The sequence below is a fragment of the Chryseobacterium sp. PET-29 genome (assembly GCF_025736815.1).
GTDB classification, from domain to species: Bacteria; Bacteroidota; Bacteroidia; order Flavobacteriales; family Weeksellaceae; genus Chryseobacterium; species Chryseobacterium nepalense.
This window is the reverse complement of sequence record NZ_CP107053.1, coordinates 2,811,364-2,836,707: the sequence shown is the minus strand read 5'-3', so window position 1 is coordinate 2,836,707 and position 25,344 is coordinate 2,811,364. Positions and strand designations below refer to the sequence as shown.

Here is a 25,344-nt window from a genome sequence, read left to right as displayed (position 1 = left end):
AATAAAATTAAAATGAAAAATATTTTTTATAAATTTTTAACAGTATGTTTCGCTTGCACTGTTTTAGTATCATGTAAAGATGCTATTGACATTGTACAGGAAGGGGAGCTTAATGATGCGACTGTTTTTAAAACTACAGGAGATCTGGAGAAGTATTTACTGGGATCAGTATATACGAGTGTGGATATCACCAACCAGATTAAATTTTCTTCTGTTTTCACAGACGAATTAAAAGTAGGACCTAGTAATACAGGGCAGGATCAGGGACTTTACAGATATGTATTGACTCCGGGAGACGGATATGCAACAGCTATCTGGCAACAAAATTATACAAGTATCAACAGAGTAAACCGTTTAATAGAAGCTGCTCAGAAGATTACTCCTGCTGCTTCAGAAACGGCTCAGTATAATAACATCCTTGCAGAAGCAAGAACAATCAGAGCGCTTGCTTATTTGAACCTTGAGACTTATTTCTCTCCAAATATGGCTGATAATAATGCTACAGGGGTAATTTTAATCGACAGAGTTCCTCAAATTCAGGAGCAGTTACCAAGAAGCAATAATGGTGCTATCTGGTCTTTTGTTGAAGGTGACTTACAGTTTGCTGAAGCTAATTTAGCACCACCTTCATCACACAATTTCCCTTTCTTTGTAAGCAAAACATTGGTTAATGCGATCAGAGCAAGAATGTATTTATACAGAAAGAACTATACATTGGCTAAACAATATGCTCAAAATGTATTGTCTACTTCAGGGGTGTCATTAACAACTTCTACGCCGGTACCAACTGGAACTCCGGGAAGTGCAACATGGAATACTGCATTTTATGCAGCTGCTCCTACCAACCCATACAGAAGATTGTGGGCAGATCTTAATAACGGTGAAAATCTATTCACGTTAAGCAGACCGGTAAACGGAACTGGAGGTAATATTGCTGGTATTTATACTACCAATACTACGAACTTATCAGGTTCTCCACTATGGACTGTAGGATTAAATTTATTCAATGTACTTAATGTACCAAACCCTGCAATTGCCGGAACTTCAGCTGATATCAGAAGATATGCGTTTATTGATCCTACATCAGTACCTGCGCAAGGAGTTTATATTATTGACAAATATCCTGGTAAAACGAACGCTCCTTTGAGAAACGATATTAAAGTGTTCAGATTATCAGAAATGTATTTTATCCTTGCTGAATGTGAAGCACAGACTCCTGCAGGTTATGTAGCAGCTGCTAATTACATCAAAGCGGTAAGAGATGCAAGAAGATTTAATACTACTGCACCACTTCCGGTATATGCTACAAAAACAGATGCTCTTAGAGATATCTTAACAGAAAGACGTGCAGAACTTGCTTTTGAAGGTCACCGTTATATTGACTTAAAAAGACTTGGAGGTGAAGCAGGTGTAAGTATTGATAGAAATGCTAATGACGATTTCAATCCTAATACTCCACTTACTTTAAATATCACAGACTACAGATTTACATTGCCTATCCCGTCTGCTGAAATTTTAGGTAATCCATCTATTCAGCAAAACCCTGGGTATTAATCTTTAAAATAATAATGTTATGAAAAATCTTTCAAAAATAATATTTCTTTTTATAGCAGTCCTTTTTGCTTCTTGTAAAGAAGAAGAAGAGATGTACTATGACGGAGATTCATTTGTACAGTTTAATAAAGGAACAAGTTCAAGTGCTTTCGTAGTAGCAGGGACTAATTCATTAAACTATGATATTAACTACGGGGTTCTTAAAGGTGTTGAAGGAAGCCATCAGGTAAAACTGGTGTTTGATCAGTCTAAATCAACTGCAGTATTAGGAACAGACTTCCAGATTGTAAATGGAACTGATGAGATTTCTAACGGTGAAACAATGGGTAAATTCGTTGTTAAACTTTTAGAAACAGGAGCAACTCAGAGTGGTAAGAAAGCTGTTTTCAGACTAGAATCTTCATCTCTTCCAGTTGCAACATTTAATAATGAATTTACATTAAATGTTTCATTAACTTGTCCTATCTCTTATTTCGTTGGAGATTTCTCAAATACGGCAACATGGTGGAATGCAGGACCTGGTGGAGCATATGAGATTGTAGAAAATCCGGCAGTGGCTAACCAGCTTTTGGTTAAAGATTTCTGGGATTTCGGAATCGATTTAGTACTAAACTATAATCCAACTACGTATGTTGTTTCCGTTCCGGATCAAAGTACAGGATATCTTGTTCCACAGTATAACGGATATATATTTGCAAAACCATCTACTGATGCTACACAGGTTTCTACATTCAATCCTTGTACAAGACAGATGACATTGTATATTAATTACTATATCCAAGGAGTTGGATCTTATGGTAACCAAACAGAGAAATTTTCAGGATTGTAAAATTTGTTCCTAATTAATTAGGTAAATAATATAATTTAGAAATCATTCCCGGCTTGTCCGGGAATGATTTTTTTTTGTTTAAAAGCCTTTAATTTACATATTCTCCCGTTACAAACATTTGTCCCATGCTGTAGATGACTGATTTAATAGCTTCGTAATCTGTTGAATTTGTGTATGTGTAATTTTTCTGTACAGGTGTAAATATTTTATAGTACATTACGGTTCTATAAAATGAATTATCCTTCCTTCTGATCAGCTGAATATGTATAAAATCCTTACAGCACATATACCTAGATTTAATCTATATTAAATGCATTTAGAGCTTCTATAAAACATTCTTATAATAATATTGATCCAGGTATTCATCATAAGTTGTATGACTTTTGGCTCTTTTTTAACTGCTTAAACTGATCTCTATAGATAAGACATAGATAAGTATACTGATCCATTGGGTCTGTATAACATATTAAACAGAACTATAGTGCAATGATGTTTGTCACAAAAAAAAGACTGTCCGAAAGAGACAGTCTTTTTAAAAGAAAATTATTTCTTTTTATTCTTTTATGAATTTGAAACTTTTCTTTGTTCCGTTTTTAGTAGTATACGTAACAATATAATTTCCGGTTGTTAAACTGCTGATGTTTAGTTTATTGTTTACCAAAGCAGATCTTGATATAATTTTTCCGGAAATATCATGGATAGTTACCATTATGTTGTTTTCCTTTTCATTGATGTAAATGTAATCTTTGGCCGGATTTGGATAAAAGTTCACTTTTTCACCTTCTTTAACTTCACCAGTCCCTAAGGTAGAAAGGGTAGGTGCCGTTGCAATTAAAGAAAAATTCTGACTTCCATTTACCAGACTACCTTTGTGGGTAACCGTGATGGTATAGGTTCCTGATGGATTGTTAATATCAATTCTCTCGAAATTATCGGCGTTATTAGTACCGGTGTTGGTCGCAACGTCCGAAGGTGCAGACATCCCCTGCATTTTCCAAGGATAATAGGTAACACCGTCTTTAGTAATTTTTATATCCAAGTCATTTACCAGGTATTTTGTAGTTGGATCCACAGTACCATTATTGACAATAGTTGATTGAGGATCTGTCCAGGATATGGAAACTTGTAATGCTCCTGTGCCGCTTGCGGTAATATTTTTTGTATAGGTAGCTCCGTTATTTAAGGAAAGCTCTTCAATAACACTTTTTGTAGAAGTAGTGGAGTTTTTGTCTCGTATAGCAATTGCTGCCTTTTCCGCATTAATTAAGCCCCAACCATATTCATAGTCTGGCCCTGGCCATGCTCCTGCTTCGTCTGCAGTATGCAAGATCAGCCCTTTTACAGTAGCAGATTTCATATAGTTTGAATACAGTTGATGATAATATTGTTGTAATAATACTACTACACCTGTAACTCCTGGAGATGCCATAGATGTTCCTGACATTATTCCGGTAGCTGTATCTGATGTGCTGAGAGTAGAACGTACACTAACTCCTTTCATAGAGATATCCGGCTTTATTCTTCCATCATCTGATGGTCCGTAACTGCTAAAAGTGGACATCAGAACACTAGTTGCATCAACATAATTCGATACTTGGCCAACGGCCGCAACGGTCATAACATTTTTTGCATTTCCATGTCCGAAAATCATATCATATCCTCCTTTAAGACCAAGTTGTGTGGATCCTGGAGCATCGGTCTCGTTTCTACTGTTTCCTGCTGAAACTACCGGTAGATAATAAGGGTTATTGAAACAGATTTCATCAAATGATCGAGCACGTGAATCGTAAGCACCAAAGAACCATAAACTGCCTAAGGAACCAAAACCATAGGAATGGTTGGAAACCAATAAACCGTTAGAAGCTTCAGAAAGCATTTCGGCGGTATCGTTATTCCAATCGTAATTAATCGCAGATGCGTTGAATGCTATTCCACGAACGTTTGTAATAATTCCTTGTGCACAAATCGTTCCAGTAACGTGAGTGGCGTGGTCTGCATTAGCAGCTCCATCCATATTGGTAAGCTTAGAATTTCCACCTACCATAAACTCCTGATGGGTAGTGCGGGCACTGCCGCCATCCCAAACAGCTGCAATCATATTTTGTCCTTGAATGTTAATTCCAAGGCTTCCCCCGCTATAAAGCCTGGTAGCTCTGGCCGTAGTGGCGGCGCCGGCATTATCGGTTTGGGCATAAATGAATTCTCCATTTGGTAAAACATCAATCAGTTCCTTAATTCCATCATTAGGCAGACTGATTTTTTTTGAAAATCCGGGATTTTGGCTTAAATATCGTGACAGTCTAAGATCACGCTGAATTTTCTCATCTTTTATTTTTTTCTCTAATAGGGCATTAGCCTCTTTATTAGAATAAGTTGCAATTTTTTCTCGATCTTCTGTACTTTGAGCATGTACTAAAAAGAACGATGCCGAGGAAAATACATAAGCAAATAATAGTTTTCTACTTTTCATAAATTATGAAATTAAATTAAATGAGCTAATATATAATAAATTATGAATATATTTTACAGTTTTTTTAAAAATATGCGTGTATATTATTTTATAGATAGCAATCTGTTAATTGATTTCGATTTTACATGGCAATAAATATTATTGTAATGAAAACTGATAATTATTCTTCTATTATAAAATGCAAGCGATATCTAATGCTAAATAATTTTCTCATATATAGATAAGCAAACATATTATAACAATTTCATTTACGAAAAATATTGAACTAAAGTTTTTAATATGGCTGAGATTATTTTTAGATCCGTATAAATTTCTCTGATTCAATTGAAGATTATTCTATGGATTTTAATAGCTATTTTAAATTTAGAATTATTCTAAATAATTTTTTTCCTAAAAATTAGTACACTCATAATTTTTTTTCACGAAAATTTTTTTCTTAAAAAATTATTATGGATTAATATTTTGAATTAAAAAATTGTATTTAGGTTAATTTAAAATACTGTAATTCAATTAGTTGAAACTTTATTTAGTTTGGTGATTTTAATATTTATTAACATATTTGTCCCATTAAATATTAAAATTTGTTAATATGAATGTGAAATTACGTGTATTAAGTGCAGGTGTTTTGTTCTTTGTAGGAGGGCAGATGCTTTTGGCACAAAAAACTAAAAAGGATACTATCCCCCAAGAAAAACAAATTGACGAGGTTGTGATTGTGGGCTACAAACAAACAACAAAGAAGAAAGCTGTTTCAGCTGTTTCAGCTGTTACGAACGAAACTATTGAAAAAAGACCCAATCCGAATCTTTTAAATGTTGTACAAGGGCAACTAGCAGGAGTTAATATTACGGCAAGTTCTGGTCAACCCGGTGCAAAGCCTGCAGTTGTAATAAGAGGGGTTGCTACTTATAATGGAAGTAGTGATCCACTATATGTAATAGATGGTTTTCCTTCCAACAGTGATAATTTTAGATCAATTAACTCTAATGATATTGAAAGTTTAGAAGTTTTGAAAGATGCTATTGCAATTTCTCAATATGGAAATAGGGGTACAAACGGAGTTATTGTTATTAAAACAAAAAAAGGAAGATTTGGAGAAGGTAAAACCAGTTTTAGGTATACTAATCAATTTGGCGTTGGATTTATGCAACAGCCGAAATATAGTTACATGAATGCAAAAGAGTTACTTAAAATAGAGCAACAATTTGGAGCAGGATTGGGTGCAAGCTTAACAGATGCGGAAATTAATTCTTGGAATATTGATACGGATTGGGTTAAATACTTTTTCAGACCTTCTATAATGCAATCACATGATTTAGCTATTCAGAGCTCAGGTGAAAAAATAAATTCATACACTTCATTAGGTTATTTGGAACAGGATGGTATTTTGAGAACGACAGGTCTTAAAAGGTTTACGGTAAGAAATAATATCAATGGAAAATCAATAGATAATCGTTTTAGATATCAGATTAATACTTCAGTTGGTTTTTCTAAAAATAACGAAGCAACAAGTTTAGGATCTGGAGCAATTAACAGAAATTATGTAACGGGTGCATTTCTAGGGGCTCCATATTTAAATCCAAATGATTATGCAGGTTCTGAATGGACCTATGATTTCTATAATAATTCGCCAGGATTATCAGCAACACCTTTTATGCTGATAGATAAATTAAATACTTATGATAACCTAACTGATGAAACAAGAGTAGATGTAGCAACAGAGTTTTCATATGATATAATGAAAGATTTAGTACTTAGAACAAGATTAAATGGACAATATTTAGGTACTAGATTCTATCAGTCTGAATACCCAGATTCTTTTAATGGATTGTTATTTTCCTCTACGCCAGGTATATCTTCTACTAAAGGGGGAAATTTTAACGGATTTGAAGATATTAATAATAGAAGAGAATTCATTTATAATAATCTATGGCAGTTAGACTATAACAAAAAATTAGGAGATCATACGATTGGTGTTAGTGGTAATTTTGAATATAACTACTCTACTGTTGAAGCAAATAATACAAGACAAAGAGGATTAGATCCAAAAACATTTATTCCAAATACTGGAGCAGGCTATGTTGCGGATGTTACTGCAAATGATTTTTATGGTCCCACAACAACAGCCACAAGGTTAAGAAGGACACTTATTTCATACTTTGCAATTGCAGATTATGATTTTGCCGGCAAATATGGCTTGATGGCTACTATTAGAAGAGATGGATCCAATAGATTTAGTGATAGCAAACAATGGGGTACTTTTTGGTCTGTTGGGGCAAGATGGAATATTAATGAGGAATCTTTTATGAAGGAGGTTGACTGGATAAACCTTTTGAAAATAAGAGGTTCTTATGGAGTTACTGGAAATGAGAGACTTGTAGACGGAACAATTTATGCAGGATTGATTCCTCCTGCATATCTAGATACCTATGCAATTACAAATAATACATACAATGGGGGACAAGGATATGCTTTGAACTTAGGATATCCGGATTTACAATGGGAACCTACAAAGCAGTATAATATAGGATTAGATTTTGAATTGTTGAAGAATAGATTGAGAGGGACATTTGAATATTATAATAGAAAGACTGAAAAGCTCTTTATTGATGCTCCTATTACTTCTGCATCTGGTAATAGTGTATTAACAAGAAATTCGGAAGCTACAATTACTAACAAAGGATATGAGATAAACATAGCGTATGATCTGATTAAGAATAATGATTTTACTTTAACATTACGAGGAAATGGGGCTTATAATAAGAATGTCGTAGATGGTATTGTGGCAAATGATGGTAAGTTATTCTTTACTGATGGTGCAGGTTATACATACGTAACTCAAAATGGGGGGTCTTTATACGAGCCATTTGTATATAATTATGTAGGTGTTAATTCAACAAATGGAAATTTGTTATTTAAAGATATTAATGGCAATGTTAAAGAAAATCCATTAGCATCCGACAGATCTGCACAAGGTAAAAACAGATATCCTCGCTATACTGGTGGCTTCGGATTTGACGTAAGTTATAAAGGTTTTTTTGCATCCACAACATTTACATACGCATTTAAAGTTTGGAGATTTGATGTTGATGAAGAGAATCTATATGATGTGGGTAATATTGGGCAATATGTTGTAGGTACTGATTTACAAAATGCATGGACTACACCTGGGCAAATTACAGATATACCCTCACTAAATGCAACAAACTATGCTGCTGCTGCTAATTCTGATAGATTTTTAAGAGATGCATCTTATATACGACTTAGAAATGCTCAAATAGGGTACAGATTGCCAAAATCTTTTCTTTCGGGAACCTTTATAAAAGATATGAGTATCACGTTACAGGGAGAGAATCTATTTAATATCACTAAATGGAAAGGCTATGATCCTGAAAGCTCTAGATTATCAGATTATTATCAATATCCTACTGCAAGATTATTCACTTTGGGATTTGATGTTAAATTTTAATAATATTAATTAAATAAGATGAAAAAGATATTTTTTTATATTTCAATAACCATCATTGGTTTAAATTCTTGTGCAACTGATGATAAACTTGAACCATTTACACCAGGAGCTGTTACAGAAGATGTAGCAATACAGAGCAGTACGGATGTGCAAAGGTTAATTAATTCTTCCATGAACTTGATGATGAATCGAGATGAATATTCTTTCGTTTCAATTTTTACGGATGAAGCTGCATTAGGTTCCAATAATGGAGGGCAAGGAAGGACTGGTTCTGATGGATATTTTGTTTTTGCTTTAAATCCATCTTCATCTGCACCAGATAATATATGGGATGCAAACTATTTTGCACTGGCAAGAGTTAATAGAGTAATTGAAAATGTGGATAAAGTGGTAGCTTTATCTGCGGCTGATCAACAGGTTTTAAATAGAAGCAAGGCTGAAGCTTATGTATTAAGAGCATTGGCGCATCTTAAAATTATGGCATATTTTTCTCCTAATCTAAAAGATGACAATGCTTTAGCTGGTATTTTAGCGGACAAAGTGATTGCCACCACCGAAACTCCAAACAGGGCTACTAACGCTCAATTCTATTCTTTAATACACTCAGATTTAAATACTGCACTTTCAATTTATTCAACAAATACTGCTACAGCATATTCTAATGCTTCGTGGTATCCATCTGCAAATTTAGCTAGAGCTTTAAAAGCTAGGGCTTATGCCTATAAAGGCGATTATACAAATGCAGAAATCTGGGCAGATCAGGTTATTAGTTCATCCGGAATTAGTTTAGCTACAGCTGCTCAGTTAACTACTGTTTATCATACAAACACTTCCAGTGGTAATACAGAAGTGATATTTAAATTAAGAAGAACTGCTCAACAGAATTCTCAAGCTACAAATCTTCATAATGGTTGGGTTTCTGTTGCTAATGCTAGGAATGGTTCACCTTTCTATGAAGTCAGTAGAAGTTTATATCAGTTTTTAATAGCGACGCCAAATGATGCGAGATTAGGTATAATTGTAAGACCCAATACCTCAACGCTAGGTTCTTTGATAGATGCTAATCCTACCGCTTCTGCGGATATTAGAAATACAGATATTTTAGTTCCGTTTAAAGCAGGAGGAGCTTCTGCCAGTACAGCAACAAGCGGATTTAATCCGGATTTTATACAGATAAGGTTGTCTGAAATGTATTTTATAAAGGCAGAAGCAAGAGCCAATGCAAATGATTTTACAGGCGTTAAAAATGCATTACAAACAGTTGTTAATAATAGATTTACCACCGCTCCTGTTGTTCCGATACCGACTTCACAAACGCAAGCCTTCAAAGCTATTTTAGATGAGCGTAGAAAGGATTTAGCTTTTGAAGGGCATAGATTTATTGATTTGAAACGTCTTTATTCATTAGCTGGTGTGTCACAATTTGATAGAAGTATTCTAGATTATGGTTCGCAATATTGGAATGTTCCGGGCGCAGACCCAGCAAACTTTCCTTTTGCAGGCAATAATAAATGGGCATTGCCAATCCCTCAAGGTGAGTTAAATGCAAATAGCAATATCCAACAAAACCCCGGCTATTAATATCATTTTAATACGATTATTCTTTTTTGACCCGTACTTTAAGTGCGGGTTTTTTATTCCCCATTATTTCTTATTTTTGCCTTACCAAATCTGCACTTGCATTTTTGTATAAAAATCAACACATGAAGTATATACTTTCAATCATACTCTTCTTCAGCCTTACCATAAACGCTCAGGTCAAAAATAAGACCGATGCAAACCAGCTTTCTAAGAATGGAGAAGATACCCTGGTCATTGATTCAGGAACAAAAGATTCCCTAAAAATATTTAAGCCTACCATCAATGATTATTTATATCAGACACAATTTGCAGAAAAAAAAGTATTTGATACGGTAATGACTTTTGACAAAACCTATATCTTTTCGCAATACAACAACAGGGACAACTTCGGGAGAGTTCAGGTTGCTAATATTGGAGCGGGATTCAACCCACTCTCTTATGAGCTAAATGCTGAACAAAACCTGGCACTTTTACCAACCAACAAGTCTTATGGTATACTGGGCATTAATGATATTCACTATTACGATGTAAAAACCCCCACAGCAACATTCATTTACCATAATGCCATGAAAAACGGGGCGGCTCTAAAATCTACCTATACTCAGAATATCGGGAAAAGATTTAATTTTTCTTTGGAATATAGTGGGTTAAGATCTCAGGGAGTGTATAGGAACTCCCTGGCTTCCAATAATAATACCCTGTTTACCGGGCACTATGTTTCCAAAAGCGGAAATTATGAATTGTTTGCCCATTATCTCCATCAGAATGTTAATAACCAGGAAAATGGGGGGATTGCAGTAGACAGCCTTTTCCAGAATGGCAACAGTGACTCCAGAAACAGACAGAATATGCAGGTAAATCTGGCATCCTCCAGTTCTCAGTTTTCGTACCGCAGATATTATCTGACGCATCAGTTTGCCCCTTTTAATTCTGTGAAAATTCCTTTTAAAATTAGACATACCATTTCTCATCAGGGAAATAAGTACTACTATACCCAGAACACGCCGGAAGCATTTTGGTATGAGGCGCCACAACAGCTTGTTGCAGACGGTCCTTTGTCTTCAAAAAAATATTCAGATAATTTCAGCAATACAGTAAGCTTGGTTTGGGATAATGAAAAATTTAAGCTTGATGCGGGAGTCCGGTATCAAATGCTGAAGTTAGGTTCAAGCCAGGTCGTTCTGCCTTTGCTCGAAATTCCTACGGAAATCAAAGAAAACAGGATTGGGGCTGTAGGAAATTTGCAGATCAGGTTGTTTGATAAATTTCAGCTCAATTCATTTTTGGAATTTTCCAACGGAACCCAGTTTGGAAGTTATCTGAGAACGGCAAACAGTCTGAAATTCGAGCCGGTAAAAGATTATTTTGTTAATGCGAAACTTAATTTTCAAACAGCATACCCCTCGTTTAATTATCTTCTGAATACTTCAATTTATAATAATTTCAATTACTATTTTCAAGATGCAAAAAACCAGACGGTAATGGAAGCCGGCGGAAGTCTCAATCTGAAATGGTTCAAAACCGAATTATTTGCCAATTATTTCAGAATTGAAAACTACACTTATTTTGATATGGCAGCGATGCCTAAGCAAAGCGGAAGCTCCGTGAATATTTCCCAGATCGGAGGTGATGCAACATTCAGCTACCGAAATTTTCATTTAAATACAAGATTGCAGTTCCAGAATGTGCTTACAAACAAAGATCTTCTGCCGTTGCCGGGATTTATCGGACGTGCCAATTTCTTTTATCAGGCGAAAGCATTTAAAAATGCAGCCGAAATACAGACCGGTATAAAAGTCTATTATTTCTCAAAATTTGCGTCCAGAGAATATTTCCCGATTCTTAATGAATATATTCTGCCGGGAGCAGGCTCTTTTTCGATTGGTGGACAGCCAATTGCTGACCTTTATTTTAATATGAAAGTTAAAAAAATGTTCTTTTTCATCGAAGGCCAGCAAATAGGAACCGTAATTTCACATAATAAAGCATATGCATTCCCAAGTTATCCAACTTATGATTTCAGGTTGAATATCGGGATAGTATGGTATTTGTTCAACTAAAATTCAGTCAGGTTGAAAACAATTAACAAAATATCTTTTCAGGATATCGTCAGTATCCCGAAATTGGTAAAGGATTTTTTAAATCACAATATTGAAGGTTTTGAAGAGAATACATTTTCTTTATCTCACTTTGAAAAGAAGATCCATGAAAAACAGAGCTCCTTTACTTCAGGGCAAAGAGAAATTCTTGTTGCAGCATTGGAAAAACAGCTTTCAGATCTTACTCTTTCACCGAAGCAAAAACAAAATATAGAGAGTCTAAGGCATACAAAAACATTTACAATTACCACAGGACATCAGCTGAATCTCTTTTCAGGACCTGTTTTTTTTGTGTATAAAATTTTGCAGACTATTAAAACTTGCTCTTTTTTAAAAGACAGTTTTCCGGAATTCAATTTCGTTCCTGTATATTGGATGGCTTCAGAAGATCACGATTTTGCAGAAATCAATCATTTTAAAACGGAGAACAACTATTATGAAATTAATGAAAAATCCGGTGGAGCGGTAGGAAGAATTCCTTTAAGTGATACGTTTTTCATTTCAGAATTTGAGAAAGAATTCAAAGACTTTGTTTTTGGAACCGAATTGATTTTAATGCTGAAAGAAGCCTATAAAGCAGGCAATACTTTAACACAGGCTATTCAGATATTGGTCAATCGCCTGTTTTCAGAATTTGGCCTGCTGATCCTTGACGGAGATTCGAGGGAACTGAAGACACAAATGAAAGAAACATTTAAAGATGAACTTTTGAATTTCAGTTTGTATAAAGAATCAAAGGAAAAAATAGATTTTTTAACTGAAAAATACGGTAAAGTTCAGGTCAATCCCCGGGAAATTAATCTTTTCTATCTTACAGATACCAGAGATAGGATTGATTTTGACGGGAATCAATATATCATTGTTGATAAAAATAAAACGTTTACAAAAGAAGAAATTTTCGAAGAACTTGAAAATAACCCGGAGAAATTCAGCCCAAATGCGGTAATGCGTCCCGTTTATCAGGAAACGATTTTGCCCAATCTGGCTTACATCGGAGGTAATGCTGAAATCATGTACTGGCTGGAACTGAAGGATTATTTCAAAAAAATTAATCTGCCGTTTCCAATCCTGATTCCAAGGAATTCAATGTTATTTCTAAACCAAAAGACATTAGGGAAAATTGAAAAGCTTGCATTAAAAACAGAAGATTTTTTTCAGAATTTTACGGCAATTACCAACAATAAAATCTTAGATGATAATAAGATCTTAAGATTTCTGGAAGAAAAAGAAAGCCAGCTAATGCTTCAGTTTTCAGACTTGAAAGCAGTTGCGGAAACCACCGAAAAGTCTTTTGGAAATATGGTAAAAGCAGAAGAAGTGCGCCAGATGAAATCTTTTAAAAGAATGAAAAAAAGACTCCTTCATGCTGAAAAAATTAAGCAGAGAGAAATGCTTGAAAGACTCGAAAATCTGTTTCTGGATGTACATCCTTCCAAAAACTGGCAGGAAAGAGTATATAATTTCAGTGTCTTTTTTGCAGATCACGGCAATGCATGGCTTGAGACTTGTTTAGAAGAAATGCAAATTGACGAGTCTAAATTAATAATTCTTGCCATTTAATTTTAAAGAAGTATTTTTGTAAATATAATGATCCAATATGATAAAGAGGTTTTTTATTCTGTCCAGTTTATGCATGGTTTTGGGGGTGTCTGCTCAGAAATCGCACACCGTTGTAAAAGGCGATACTCCTTATAATATTGCTAAAAAATACGGACTTACTGTTGATGAATTGCTGAAGCTTAATCCTTCTGTAAAGGATGGTAAGATCGCAATCGGAGAAGTTTTAACGGTTAAAAACGATAAAACGGGATCTTCATCAAAAATGAATGTTCCTACAAAACCTGCCGCTAGCGGACAGCTGGGGAAAATTGTTCTACAGCCGAAACAGACCATTTACGGAATTACAAAACAATACAGGATTTCAGAAACCGATCTCAGAAAACTGAATCCCGATCTCGAATCTCATATGAAGATCGGTGATGAAATTACCCTGCCTCTTGAAAGTATAAAAAAATACGGAACCGGCCAGCAGACCACAGCTTCAGCTCCAATAGCGAAATCTGATGAAAAGACAGTGGAAAAACCTGCTGTTACAGTTTCAGAAGGAGAATATACTGTTCAGCAGAAAGATAATTATTATAAAATTGCTAAGCAGTTCAATCTTACCAGAGAAGAGCTTTTCGCCTTAAATCCGGGACTTGAAGAGAAAGGTCTGAAACCTGGCGAGAAAATTTTAGTTAAAAAATCAGGAAACGGAAATGCATCCGGTGCAGATGTTTTTGAAGAAACAAAAAATTCAAAAGCAAAAATGGATTCCGGAAACGAAATCTCCTCAAAAAACAGCACTACTGCCGCTGATGATTATGTGACCTACACTGTCCAACAGGGAGATACGGTATTTTCTATTGTCAATAAATTCGGAATCTCTATTGATGAATTAATTGCATTAAATCCTGAATTATCCCGTGGATTAAAAGCAGGAATGGTTTTAAAAATTAAAAAGCTTGATCCTGCGTATGTGAAGAAAAACGGAGATGCATTAAGCGTTGTCGTAATGTTACCTTTCGGATACAGTACCGGAGAAACCCAATACAGAACAATGGCTCTTGACTTCCTTACCGGAGCAAAACTTGCCATTGAAAGAAATGCCGGAAACGGGCAAAAATTGGATGTGAAAATCGTAGATTCCGGAAATGAAGCATCTTTCAGGAATTCATTGACACAGATAAATCCGGATAATACCGATCTTATTATCGGCCCATTCTTTAAGTCGAATGTGGTAGATGTCCTTGACTTTACAAAAAATCAAAAAATTCCGATTGTAGCGCCTTTTGCCAATTCTCCGGAATTATACAATTACAGCAATCTTATTATCATTGAGACAAACGATCAGACCTATGCTGATAAAATTGTAGAAGAGGTTAAAGCCGCTTATTCTGATCAGAAAATATATGTCCTTGCTGATTCTAAAAAGGAAAATGCCAACTACATAAAAGCAGGCCTTGAGAAAATGTTGAAGAACCCTAACGTTACTATTGTAACTTCCGCTTCGGATATTCAGCTTGACCAGAATATGATGACCGGACAGTCGGCTCCCGTAATTGCTATTCTTGCAAGTGAAAACGATGCAACCGGTGAAGCTTTTGCCAACAGGGTTATTTCATTGTCTAAAGAAGTTCAGGGCGTAAAAGCGTTCAGTATGCATTCTGTTCCTGCATTTGAGAAAAAAGTAGATGATCTCGCTCTGGCAAACCTAGTCTATCTCATGGACAGAAAAATCAATACGGAAGGAAATTTTGAAAAGGAAATTCTGGCAGCCTATAAAAGCAAATATTGCAAAACGCCTCCAAAATATGCCATCATCGGTTTTGATGTCGTTAACGATATGCTGACCCGTGAAAACAAAAAAGGTGAGATTTTTAAACAAATAAATAAAGTTCAGACACAGCTGGCGACCAAGTTTGAGTTTGTGAAATCAAAAGCAAACGGAGCTTATGTGAATACGGGATATCGTGTCATCAGACTGGTTCCGTAAATCATCTGATTACTTCTGGAGAATATTATTAACATTATATTTATATTTGCAAAAATATTTAAATTAATAGATGAAAGCACTTGTGTTTCCCGGGCAGGGTTCTCAGTTCGTAGGAATGGGAAAAGAATTGTATGATTCTAGAAAAGACATCAAAGATCTGATGGAATCTGCCAACGAAATTTTAGGATTCGATATCCTTTCTATCATGTTCAGCGGAACGGATGATGATCTTAAGAAAACCGAAGTTACCCAACCCTCAATTTTTATACATTCCGTAGCTGCATTAAAAGCAGTGAACGGTCTTGGAGCAGAAATGGTTGCAGGGCACTCCTTAGGAGAGTTTTCCGCATTGGTTGCCAATGGTGTTTTATCTTTTGACGACGGTTTGAAACTGGTTTCTGAAAGAGCAAAAGCCATGCAGGCAGCTTGTGATGCCAATCCGAGTTCTATGGCTGCAATCCTTGGTCTTGAAGATGCCAAAGTAGAAGAAATATGTTCCCAGATCAACGGGATCGTTGTGCCTGCCAATTACAATTGTCCCGGACAATTGGTGATCTCAGGTGAAACAGCATCCGTTGAAGAAGCATGTGCAAAATTAAAAGAAGCAGGAGCAAAAAGAGCATTATTATTGCCTGTAAACGGAGCTTTCCACTCTCCTTTGATGCAGCCTGCACAAGAAAGGCTTGCCGCTGCGATTGAGCAGACAAAATTCAGAAAAGCCACCATTCCTGTGTATCAGAATATTACTACAACAGCAGTTTCTGATCCGGATGAAATTAAGAAAAACCTGATTGCGCAGCTTACAGGTCCCGTAAAATGGACACAGTCGGTTCAGAATATGATTAAAGACGGTGCCACTAACTTTGTAGAAGTAGGCCCGGGAAAAACGTTGCAGGGACTGATCAAAAAAATAGACAGCACTGTTGATGTTGCGTCTGCAGTCTAAAAAATACAATCATGGGCGAGATATTTTCACCGGGAAAGCTGATGCTTACTTCAGAATATTTCGCAATGGACGGAGCTCTTGTCTTAGCGGTACCTACCAGGCTGGGACAAGAGTTTTCTTTTAAAGAAGAAGATGGGAAATGCCTTGTTTTCTGGGAAGCTTACCATCAGAACAAACCTTGGTTAAAAGCGGTCATCGATTATAAAAACTGGCAGATCGTGGAAACCAATATTCCCGCAAGTGCTGAATTCATTTTAAAAACATTAAAAAATGTTCAGTTACTTTCTCAAACTAAATTTAAAAGTAATTTTACCTATTACCTTACAACGAATCTTCAGTTTCCGGCAGACTACGGACTGGGAAGCAGTTCTACTTTAATGAACAACCTTGCCGAATGGGCGGGTATAAATCCTTTTACCTTAAATACGCTAAGTCTTGGCGGAAGCGGTTATGATATTGCCGTGGCAAAAGAGAGATCTGCGGTGCTTTATCAGAATAAACCGGAGATAAAATATGAAAAGGTAAATTTCAATCCTTCATTTAAAAATGAGCTTATTTTTATTCATCTGAATCAGAAGCAGGACAGCCGGGAAGGAATCGATTTATACAAGTCAAAAAATAAGTCACAAAAACTCGTTGATGAATTTTCGGATCTCACAAGAAAAATTTTGTTATGCAAAGAATTGGAAGATTTTTCTGAACTAATGTTGATTCATGAGCAAAAAATATCGGATTTTCTTGAAATTCCTGCAGTTAAAGGCCGTTTTTTCGCAGATTGTCCTGTTTTTGTTAAAAGTTTGGGCGCATGGGGCGGAGATTTTGTAATGAGCTCAAAATTTGACGGCTTTAAGGACTATTTTTGGGGAAAAGATTTTAACACTATTTTTGAATGGTCGGATATAATAAGCTTGTAATCAGTAGATTATAAAGTTGTTTTTTTATTTGCCATTCTGACTTATATCATTATATTTAAACCACTTTTAACAATTAATTAATATTAATTTTGTTAAACCCAAAAAAGAAATAGAAAATATAAGTAAAATGAAAAACGCTAAAATCATCCAGGATTTAGAAAAATTAGGGATTAAAGGAAACTATGAAGTCGTTTATAATCCTTCTTACGAAGAATTGTATCAGGCGGAAGTTTCTCCTGAAAATCAGGGCTTTGAGAAAGCTGAGCTTACGGAATCTGGTGCAGTATCAGTAAAAACAGGAATTTTCACAGGTCGTTCACCTAAAGACAGATACATTGTTCAGGATGATGTTACGAGAGATACAATTTTCTGGGACGGTAAAGTAAACCTGCCAACAACACCGGGAATTTTTCAGTCTTGTAAAGAATTAGTGCTCGATCAGCTTTCAACCTCCAAAAAAATCTATGTGGTGGATGCTTTTTGCGGAACCAATGCAGATACTAGGTTAAAAGTGAGATTCATTATGGAAGTGGCGTGGCAGGCACATTTCGTTACGAATATGTTTATCCGTCCTTCTCATTATGAACTGCAAAATTTCGGAGAACCGGATTTCACGGTAATCAACGGATCGAAAACAACAAACCCGAACTGGGAAGAGCAGGGATTACATTCTGAAAACTTTATCATGTTTAACCTTACCGAAAAACTTCAGATCATCGGAGGAACATGGTACGGCGGTGAAATGAAAAAAGGAATGTTTGCCATGATGAATTATTACCTTCCGTTAAAAGGTATGGCTTCTATGCACTGTTCGGCAAATGTAGGCGAAGAAGGAGATGTTGCTCTTTTCTTCGGACTTTCCGGAACAGGGAAAACAACCTTATCTGCAGACCCGAAAAGATATCTTATCGGAGATGATGAACACGGCTGGGACAACAATGGCGTTTTCAACTATGAAGGCGGATGTTATGCAAAAGTGATTGATCTTTCTGAAGAAAAAGAACCGGATATTTTTGCGGCTATCAAAAGAGATGCACTTCTTGAAAATGTAGTTGTAAACAACGGTGTTTCAGATTATACGGATAATTCTATTACGGAAAATACAAGAGTATCATATCCTATTTACCATATCAATAAGATTGTTTTACCTTCAAAGGCAGGACATGCCAAGAAGATTGTTTACCTTTCTGCTGATGCTTTCGGAGTATTGCCTCCGGTTTCAGTATTGGATGAAGATCAGGCGCAATACCATTTCCTTTGCGGATATACTTCAAAATTAGCAGGAACGGAAAGGGGGATTACAGAACCGGAACCATCTTTCTCACCGGCATTCGGAGAAGCATTCTTAACATTGCACCCTACCATGTATTCCAAAACACTGATTGGTAAAATGAAAGAGCACGGCGCGAAAGCCTATCTGGTAAATACAGGATGGAACGGAACCGGAAAAAGAATCTCCTTAAAAGATACAAGAGCAATTATTGATGCTATTATTGACAGTTCTATTGAAGATGCTCCAAAGACAAGAATTCCGATTATGAACCTGGAAGTACCTACATCATTGCCAAATGTTTCTGAAGGAATCCTTGATCCGAGAGACACTTACAGCAATGCTGAAGAGTGGGAAGAAAAAGCAAAAGATCTTGCTGCAAAATACATCAAAAACTTTGAACAGTACTGCAATTCTGAAGAAGCTAAGAAATTAGTCGCTTCAGGACCTCAACTGCAGACACAGACAATTAAATAAATGTGAAATCCTCATCTCATCAAACGATGAGGATTTTTTATTGTAAATGCTTCGGCGTTAAAACTTCTATTAAATAGAACATTTAGTATTAGAGTCTGTCATGCTGAGCCTGTAGAAGCATCTTTATTTTTTTAAATCATTTTAAACTTAAAATTGCCAGTCTATATCCTTTCATCCCGAATCCTGACAGCACCGCATCGGTATTTGCCGCCGTTACAGATTTTTGCCGGAATTCTTCCCTTTTATAAATATTACTGATGTGGACCTCCACTTTAGGCTTCTGAATATTTTTTAAACAATCCGCAATCGCATAAGAATAGTGGGTAAAAGCTCCGGGATTAATCACCAATGCGTCAAAATCATCTTCCTGAAGCCTGTTGATAATTTCTCCTTCAATATTTGATTGATAATATTGGATCTCACAAGATGGAAATTCAGATCTTAGATTACCCAGATAATCTTCCATAGATATATTCCCGTAAATTTCAGGTTCTCTTGTGCCTAATAAATTGAGATTAGGACCATTGACAATTAAAACTTTCATACGATAAATTTAATGGTTTTTACTGTATGATGTAGTAGCCTGCATAATTTTTTAACGAAATATCTAGCACAATTTCCGGGGAAAGTCCTGCAAAACAATCGGGTTATCTATTTTAAAACGATTAACTTTGAAAATCAATTCTGTAAAATGCCAATCTGTTACAGGCTATAATGACAAATGATACAGCATATGAAAAAAGATATCGAAAACAAATTAATAGACAAAAACACAAAGCCCACCAGCATGAGAATATTGGTGTATGACTTTCTGAGTTCTCAGGAAGCTGCTTTATCATTATCTGAAATCGAAAATCATTTTGAAACTGCAGACCGGACCACTATTTACAGAACGTTAAAAACATTTGAAGAAAAGGGAATTGTTCACGGCATTCAGGAAAACACAACAACCAAATATAAACTCTGCCACGACGGATGTAACGAAAATACACACAAAGACTGGCATCTTCACTTCTACTGTAAAATCTGTAAACAGACCACCTGCAAAGAAGATATTTCTTTTCCGGAAAATCTTCAAACCAATTTCAGGATCGATGAAATAAGACTGTTTGCCAAAGGAATCTGCGAGAGCTGTATGGAAAGTTTGCAATAGTGTTGCACGCATTTTGTCTGTACATTTGAATAAAATTAAAGAATTATGGAAGAATGCTGCAGTACAAAACCAAAACCGAAACATACACATGATCACGAAGGGCATGATCACAATCACGAACATTCTCATGATACAGGAAATAAGACTGTATTTCAGATGTTTCTTCCGGCAATTGTTTCTTTTACATTGTTATTGATAGGAATTGCTTTAGATCATATTATCAAACCGCAATGGTTTACAGGGGTCATTCGTCTTATATGGTATTTGGCGGCCTATATACCGGTAGGACTTCCTGTTTTAAAAGAGGCTTTTGAAAGTATTAAAAACGGGGATGTCTTTTCAGAATTTTTCCTGATGGGAATTGCAACGGTAGGAGCCTTCTCGATAGGAGAATATCCGGAAGGAGTAGCGGTAATGCTTTTCTATTCGGTTGGTGAAGTCTTTCAGGGGATGGCGGTAACAAGAGCCCGGACAAATATTAAACTGCTGCTTGATCAAAGACCTGATGAAGTAACGATTTTAAAAGATGGAAAGCCGGAGACCGTAAAAGCAGAGAAAGTCAATATAGGAGAAATCATTCAGTTAAAATCAGGAGAAAAATTAGGATTAGATGGCGAACTGCTCTCTGAAACGGCTTCATTCAATACGGCTGCTTTAACGGGAGAAAGCAAACCCGATACAAAAATGAAAGGGGATTCTGTATGGGCAGGAATGATTAATTTGAACACCGTAAGCCAGATAAAGGTAACCGCCGCTTATCAAGACAGCAAGCTGAGTAAAATACTTGAACTGGTGCAAAATGCAACAGCTCAAAAAGCTCCGACAGAATTATTCATCAGGAAATTTGCTAAAATTTATACCCCGATTGTGGTCTTTCTTGCTATAGGAATTACTTTTCTTCCCTACTTTTTTGTTGAAGGTTATCAATTCAGGGACTGGCTTTATCGGGCATTGGTCTTTCTGGTAATTTCCTGTCCGTGTGCCCTGGTGATTTCTATTCCTTTGGGCTATTTCGGAGGAATTGGTGCCGGAAGCAGAAACGGAATTTTATTCAAAGGAAGTAATTTTTTAGATGTTTTGGCCAATATTCAGCATGTGGTAATGGATAAAACCGGAACGTTAACAGAAGGTGTTTTTAAAGTTCAGGAAATTCAATTTAATAATGATTTTAATAAAGATGAAATTTTAAAGCTCATTAATGCGTTGGAAAGCAAAAGTTCACATCCTGTGGCAACTGCTATTCATGAATATGTGGGAGAAATAGACCATTCCATTCCGCTGGAAAATATTGAGGAAATTGCAGGGCGCGGCCTGAAAGCCAACATTAATGATAAAGAACTGTTGGTTGGAAACCTCAAACTGATGGATCAGTTCAATATTAAATACAATATCGATTCTGAAAATATAGTGTATACACTGATAGCGGTTGCTTACGATAAAAAATTTGTGGGTTATCTCACCATTGCCGATACCGTTAAACAAGATGCACAATCGGCTATCAACCGGTTAAAGGCATTAAACGTAAAAATAACGATGCTCAGCGGAGATAAAGTTTCTGTTGTAAAACATGTTGCCGCCCAATTGGGAATTCCGAACGCTTATGGCGATCTTCTTCCGGAAGATAAGGTTAATAAAGTAAAAGAGATAAAAGCAGGAAAGGAATCCGTTGCCTTTGTTGGTGATGGGGTGAATGATGCGCCTGTTGTGGCACTCAGTGATGTTGGGATCGCGATGGGCGGACTGGGAAGTGATGCTACAATCGAAACAGCCGATGTTGTTATCCAGGATGATATGCCGGGTAAAATACCAATGGCGATCAACATCGGGAAACAGACCAGAAAAATTGTCTGGCAGAATATTACGTTGGCTTTTACTATTAAAGCAGCTGTCCTTATTCTGGGTGCGGGAGGTCTGGCAACGATGTGGGAAGCGGTTTTTGCAGATGTAGGCGTTGCGTTACTGGCTATTCTGAATGCCGTGAGAATACAGCGAATGATCTTTTAGATTAAAATATATTTGAATAGGTAAAACTATTATAGAGCCTTTTTTAATAACCCGAAAAGTTAAAGCATGGGTGCAAAAAGTTTTCTGGTAATTCCGGAAAGTTTTCCGCAAGGTGCAGCGGGTTGTCCGGAAATATCAATGATTTTCATCATAATTGCCCTATAAGAAAACTTTCAGTAGTATATTTGTGGTAATAAAAAGAAAGTTGAGGTTTTTTATTTCCATATTTATCATATGTACTATTGCATTACGTCCGGTTCTGCCATTGATCAATTATGCGGTTAACTATGAATATATCGTAAAGAATCTCTGCGAAAACAGAAGCATTCCTCAATCTACCTGTAAAGGGAAATGTTATGTTGCCAAAGAACTCGCAAAAACAGAAAAACAGTCAAATACCAATCAGACGGTAAAAATTTCAGGAATTGATGTTTTTATATCCCATGAAATTCTTTCTTTTTCGGATAACAGTCAGTTTGATGTTTTAAACAAAAAATCAGAATCGGATTACTTCAATTTCCGTACTTCAGAATATTTTTCCAGAATATTCCATCCACCATTAGCTTAAAATTATTTTCAGCTAATCTTTAGTTGAATTGATACTAAAAATAAAGTATAGCTATCAATAATTGCTGAGTGCTTAGTTTATGCTGAGCCTGTCGAAGTACCCTTGCGAACCCGTAAACATTAAGTTTACAAAAAACTTGCGAACTTAAAAACAGTAAGTTTATAAAAAAATCTTTGTGATCTTTGCGTTAGAAGACATTATGATTAATTAAGGATAAGCAAGGAATTCATTAGTAAGTCTAGTTTAAAAATCGATCCATTCAAATCATTATTACTTTCAATTTAAATAAAAATGAAATCAAAAGTTATTTTAACAGCATTATTGTCTGTTTCATTAATGGCATGTGCCCAGGAAACGCCTAAAGTAAAACATAAAAAGGCAAAAACAGCAGTAAAATCCGATGCAAAACCGGTGAAATTTGCCAATGCAGTAGACCCGATCTGTAATATGCCGACTGATACCGACATGAAAGACACCGCTGTTTATAAAAATAAAACGTACGGTTTTTGCAGTGCTTATTGCAAAGACGAATTCAAAAAGAATCCTGAGAAATATGTCCAAAAATAAAAAGACCAATAACTCCAAAAGCAAAGTAATTGTTCCGATTGCGGTTATTGCTTTACTTTTCCTCGCGATCGGTGTCGGAATGGGCTATTTCAAAAAAAATCTGTATACGGTAATGAAGGTTCCCGACTTTGAGCTCACCGACCAGAACAATAAGAAAATCACCAATAAAGATATGCTTGGAAAAGTATATCTGGTTGAATTTTTCTTCAGCAAATGTCCCACAATTTGTCCGGTCATGAATACCAATATGAGAGCCATTGAAGATGAGATCAACAATCCTAATTTCGGAATCATTTCCATAAGCATTGATCCTGAAAACGACACACCGCAAGCTCTGAAAGAACATGCCGAAAGAATCGGAGTAAAATCTCCAAACTGGCATTTTCTTACAGGAAACAGGGATTATATAGGTAAGCTTGCTGATCAGTTCAATATTTATGTGGGAGATAAAGAAGATGAAAGCGAAAGCCTGAACCACAGCGGAATGATTGCCCTGGTCGATAAAGAAGGAAATGTCCGGTGCCGGTACAATAAAGAAAATATGCCGATCCTCTATTATTCAGGGTTGAATTATCAAGATCCGGAAGGAAAAGTGCCAAAGCTGAATGGGAAATACCATCCGGACCGCGAAATTTTAATGGAAGATATTAAAAAATTGTTGAAATAGAGGTTTGGAAGATGGAAGTTAGAGGCTGGAAGTTTTATGTAGTATGTAATGACTTCGAGCTTCCATCACCCGTCTTTCCGCCAAATGATAAACCACCTAAAATAAAAAGTATGAAAATTATGAAAATTGCTGCTTTAAGTGCAGTATTTGCGGCGCAGTTTGCGATGGCTCAGTTTAAACAGACTCCACTTCCGTACGCCTACAATGCTTTGGAAGGAAACATCGATGCGCAGACCATGGAAATCCATTATTCCAAGCATGCTGCAGCGTATGTAGCAAATTTGAATAAGGCAATTGCAGGAACGCCTCAGGAAAAACAAACCTTATTCGAGATCATGTCCAATGCTTCAAAATTACCGGCTGCCGTAAGAAATAATGCCGGCGGACACTATAACCACGAGCTGTTCTGGACCGTTTTAACCCCTGAAAAAAATACACAGCCTTCAGCTAAACTGGCAAAAGCAATCAATGAAACATTTGGAAGCATGGATGCTTTTAAAGCAAAGATGGCAAAAGCGGGGGCAGACCGTTTCGGATCGGGATGGGCATGGCTTTCTGTGGACAAAAACGAAAAACTGTTCGTTTCATCTACCCCCAATCAGGATAACCCTTTAATGGATGTGGTAGAAGAAAAAGGAACACCTATTTTCGGAATTGATGTTTGGGAACATGCATATTATCTAAAATATCAGAACAAAAGAGCAGATTATCTTACAGCGATCTGGAACGTAACGAACTGGAAAGAAATCAGCAGAAGATACGAAGAAGCGATCAGCAAAAAATAATTCAGTGAACTTAATTTGCAGCATATTTCTCACACTATTTGTGGTATTCAGACCTCTGGTGCCATTGGTGGAATATGCTGTAAATTATAATTATATCTCCGAAGTTTTATGTGTCAACAAAAGCAATCCGGAGCTTCACTGTAACGGAAAATGTTACGTAAGCAAACAAATTGCAAAAACCCATGACACCGATTCTTCGCCTTTAAACAAAACAAAAAATTCAGGACAGAAATTGTTGGACACCTATGTCCTACCTGATATTACGGAAATTAACACATCAGAAGACGCATTCTTTTCAAATTCCAGTTTTCTTTATGAGACGGCATACTCTTTTCTGTTCTTAAAACCTATTTTCCGGCCACCGGTTTTTTAGTGTATCATTTTATCTTTTTGGGCGATCCCCTTTCCCTGGCTTTTCCGGCTGCACGGGTCGGGCTGTCCGCTACTATCTTTTTT

The 25,344-nt window shown here is 36.2% G+C and carries 20 protein-coding genes; 17 read left to right on the top strand and 3 right to left on the bottom strand.

All coding sequences use genetic code 11. From position 1 onward, the window contains the following. The first annotated feature begins 12 nt into the window (after positions 1–12). Both ODE14_RS12755 and ODE14_RS12750 read left to right on the top strand, forming a co-directional pair. Complete coding sequence (locus tag ODE14_RS12755) at positions 13–1,554, top strand: RagB/SusD family nutrient uptake outer membrane protein (RefSeq protein ID WP_263601698.1); 1,542 nt, start codon at positions 13–15, stop codon at positions 1,552–1,554. 19 nt (positions 1,555–1,573) lie between these two features. After that, positions 1,574–2,383, top strand: a complete 810-nt coding sequence (locus ODE14_RS12750; RefSeq protein ID WP_263601697.1) for a hypothetical protein — start codon at positions 1,574–1,576, stop codon at positions 2,381–2,383. An 88-nt stretch (positions 2,384–2,471) separates the two neighbouring features. Here the strand turns inward: ODE14_RS12750 and ODE14_RS12745 are convergent, their stop codons facing one another. Then, positions 2,472–2,669 (bottom strand): hypothetical protein, encoded by a 198-nt coding sequence (locus tag ODE14_RS12745; protein ID WP_263601696.1) that lies wholly within the window; start codon positions 2,667–2,669, stop codon positions 2,472–2,474. A gap of 267 nt (positions 2,670–2,936) precedes the next feature. Continuing rightward, a complete protein-coding gene (locus ODE14_RS12740; RefSeq protein ID WP_263601695.1) occupies positions 2,937–4,853 on the bottom strand; it encodes a S8 family serine peptidase in 1,917 nt (638 codons plus the stop codon). A 589-nt stretch (positions 4,854–5,442) separates the two neighbouring features. Here ODE14_RS12740 and ODE14_RS12735 point away from each other — a divergent pair. The 8 genes from ODE14_RS12735 to pckA all read left to right on the top strand — a co-directional run bounded on the left by ODE14_RS12735 (position 5,443) and on the right by pckA (position 19,144). Next, positions 5,443–8,322, top strand: a complete 2,880-nt coding sequence (locus ODE14_RS12735) for a SusC/RagA family TonB-linked outer membrane protein (RefSeq protein WP_263601694.1) — start codon at positions 5,443–5,445, stop codon at positions 8,320–8,322. Between the two features lie 18 nt (positions 8,323–8,340). Beyond that, entirely contained in the window at positions 8,341–9,903 is a 1,563-nt protein-coding gene (locus tag ODE14_RS12730; protein ID WP_263601693.1) for a RagB/SusD family nutrient uptake outer membrane protein, read from the top strand. 122 nt (positions 9,904–10,025) lie between these two features. Beyond that, a complete protein-coding gene (locus tag ODE14_RS12725; RefSeq protein ID WP_263601692.1) occupies positions 10,026–11,963 on the top strand; it encodes a putative porin in 1,938 nt (645 codons plus the stop codon). A 12-nt stretch (positions 11,964–11,975) separates the two neighbouring features. Then, complete coding sequence (gene bshC / locus ODE14_RS12720; protein ID WP_263601691.1) at positions 11,976–13,562, top strand: bacillithiol biosynthesis cysteine-adding enzyme BshC; 1,587 nt, start codon at positions 11,976–11,978, stop codon at positions 13,560–13,562. Between the two features lie 37 nt (positions 13,563–13,599). Further along, positions 13,600–15,537 carry a LysM peptidoglycan-binding domain-containing protein gene (locus ODE14_RS12715; protein WP_263601690.1) on the top strand — a complete coding sequence of 646 codons (1,938 nt, stop codon included), beginning with the start codon at positions 13,600–13,602 and terminating at the stop codon, positions 15,535–15,537. A 70-nt stretch (positions 15,538–15,607) separates the two neighbouring features. After that, positions 15,608–16,483: an ACP S-malonyltransferase gene (gene fabD / locus ODE14_RS12710; protein WP_248390052.1), complete on the top strand. Its 876-nt coding sequence runs from the start codon at positions 15,608–15,610 to the stop codon at positions 16,481–16,483. Between the two features lie 11 nt (positions 16,484–16,494). Beyond that, entirely contained in the window at positions 16,495–17,397 is a 903-nt protein-coding gene (locus ODE14_RS12705; RefSeq protein WP_263601689.1) for a GYDIA family GHMP kinase, read from the top strand. Positions 17,398–17,524: 127 nt separating this feature from the next. Continuing rightward, positions 17,525–19,144, top strand: a complete 1,620-nt coding sequence (gene pckA / locus ODE14_RS12700) for a phosphoenolpyruvate carboxykinase (ATP) (protein ID WP_263601688.1) — start codon at positions 17,525–17,527, stop codon at positions 19,142–19,144. A gap of 136 nt (positions 19,145–19,280) precedes the next feature. Here pckA and ODE14_RS12695 read toward each other — a convergent pair whose 3' ends face one another. Next, entirely contained in the window at positions 19,281–19,688 is a 408-nt protein-coding gene (locus ODE14_RS12695) for a type II 3-dehydroquinate dehydratase (protein WP_263601687.1), read from the bottom strand. 189 nt (positions 19,689–19,877) lie between these two features. Between ODE14_RS12695 and ODE14_RS12690 the strand changes: the two genes are divergently transcribed. From ODE14_RS12690 to ODE14_RS12660, 7 genes are all read left to right on the top strand, one after another. Then, positions 19,878–20,297 carry a Fur family transcriptional regulator gene (locus tag ODE14_RS12690; protein WP_248390063.1) on the top strand — a complete coding sequence of 140 codons (420 nt, stop codon included), beginning with the start codon at positions 19,878–19,880 and terminating at the stop codon, positions 20,295–20,297. Between the two features lie 45 nt (positions 20,298–20,342). After that, on the top strand, positions 20,343–22,301 hold the full coding sequence (locus tag ODE14_RS12685; RefSeq protein ID WP_263601686.1) for a heavy metal translocating P-type ATPase: 1,959 nt from the start codon (positions 20,343–20,345) through the stop codon (positions 22,299–22,301). A 205-nt stretch (positions 22,302–22,506) separates the two neighbouring features. Continuing rightward, the gene (locus ODE14_RS12680) at positions 22,507–22,869 is read left to right on the top strand and encodes a hypothetical protein (RefSeq protein WP_263601685.1); all 363 of its coding nucleotides are present in this window, start codon (positions 22,507–22,509) and stop codon (positions 22,867–22,869) included. A gap of 291 nt (positions 22,870–23,160) precedes the next feature. Continuing rightward, on the top strand, positions 23,161–23,436 hold the full coding sequence (locus ODE14_RS12675; RefSeq protein ID WP_248390072.1) for a YHS domain-containing protein: 276 nt from the start codon (positions 23,161–23,163) through the stop codon (positions 23,434–23,436). After that, complete coding sequence (locus tag ODE14_RS12670) at positions 23,423–24,103, top strand: SCO family protein (protein ID WP_248390075.1); 681 nt, start codon at positions 23,423–23,425, stop codon at positions 24,101–24,103. Before ODE14_RS12675 ends, ODE14_RS12670 begins: the two co-directional genes overlap by 14 nt. A gap of 110 nt (positions 24,104–24,213) precedes the next feature. Then, positions 24,214–24,888 carry a superoxide dismutase gene (locus tag ODE14_RS12665; RefSeq protein ID WP_318173658.1) on the top strand — a complete coding sequence of 225 codons (675 nt, stop codon included), beginning with the start codon at positions 24,214–24,216 and terminating at the stop codon, positions 24,886–24,888. Positions 24,889–24,892: 4 nt separating this feature from the next. Next, positions 24,893–25,261: a hypothetical protein gene (locus ODE14_RS12660; RefSeq protein WP_263601684.1), complete on the top strand. Its 369-nt coding sequence runs from the start codon at positions 24,893–24,895 to the stop codon at positions 25,259–25,261. Positions 25,262–25,344: the final 83 nt, after the last annotated feature.

Bases quoted from the DNA above. Each gene is read 5' to 3' on its own strand.
- ODE14_RS12755 (WP_263601698.1), top strand. From the start codon at position 13: ATGAAAAATATTTTTTATAAATTTTTAACAGTATGTTTCGCTTGCACT.
- ODE14_RS12750 (WP_263601697.1), top strand. From the start codon at position 1,574: ATGAAAAATCTTTCAAAAATAATATTTCTTTTTATAGCAGTCCTTTTT.
- ODE14_RS12745 (WP_263601696.1), bottom strand. From the start codon at position 2,669: ATGTGCTGTAAGGATTTTATACATATTCAGCTGATCAGAAGGAAGGAT.
- ODE14_RS12740 (WP_263601695.1), bottom strand. From the start codon at position 4,853: ATGAAAAGTAGAAAACTATTATTTGCTTATGTATTTTCCTCGGCATCG.
- ODE14_RS12735 (WP_263601694.1), top strand. From the start codon at position 5,443: ATGAATGTGAAATTACGTGTATTAAGTGCAGGTGTTTTGTTCTTTGTA.
- ODE14_RS12730 (WP_263601693.1), top strand. From the start codon at position 8,341: ATGAAAAAGATATTTTTTTATATTTCAATAACCATCATTGGTTTAAAT.
- ODE14_RS12725 (WP_263601692.1), top strand. From the start codon at position 10,026: ATGAAGTATATACTTTCAATCATACTCTTCTTCAGCCTTACCATAAAC.
- ODE14_RS12715 (WP_263601690.1), top strand. From the start codon at position 13,600: ATGATAAAGAGGTTTTTTATTCTGTCCAGTTTATGCATGGTTTTGGGG.
- fabD (WP_248390052.1), top strand. From the start codon at position 15,608: ATGAAAGCACTTGTGTTTCCCGGGCAGGGTTCTCAGTTCGTAGGAATG.
- ODE14_RS12705 (WP_263601689.1), top strand. From the start codon at position 16,495: ATGGGCGAGATATTTTCACCGGGAAAGCTGATGCTTACTTCAGAATAT.
- pckA (WP_263601688.1), top strand. From the start codon at position 17,525: ATGAAAAACGCTAAAATCATCCAGGATTTAGAAAAATTAGGGATTAAA.
- ODE14_RS12695 (WP_263601687.1), bottom strand. From the start codon at position 19,688: ATGAAAGTTTTAATTGTCAATGGTCCTAATCTCAATTTATTAGGCACA.
- ODE14_RS12690 (WP_248390063.1), top strand. From the start codon at position 19,878: ATGAAAAAAGATATCGAAAACAAATTAATAGACAAAAACACAAAGCCC.
- ODE14_RS12685 (WP_263601686.1), top strand. From the start codon at position 20,343: ATGGAAGAATGCTGCAGTACAAAACCAAAACCGAAACATACACATGAT.
- ODE14_RS12675 (WP_248390072.1), top strand. From the start codon at position 23,161: ATGAAATCAAAAGTTATTTTAACAGCATTATTGTCTGTTTCATTAATG.
- ODE14_RS12670 (WP_248390075.1), top strand. From the start codon at position 23,423: ATGTCCAAAAATAAAAAGACCAATAACTCCAAAAGCAAAGTAATTGTT.
- ODE14_RS12665 (WP_318173658.1), top strand. From the start codon at position 24,214: ATGAAAATTATGAAAATTGCTGCTTTAAGTGCAGTATTTGCGGCGCAG.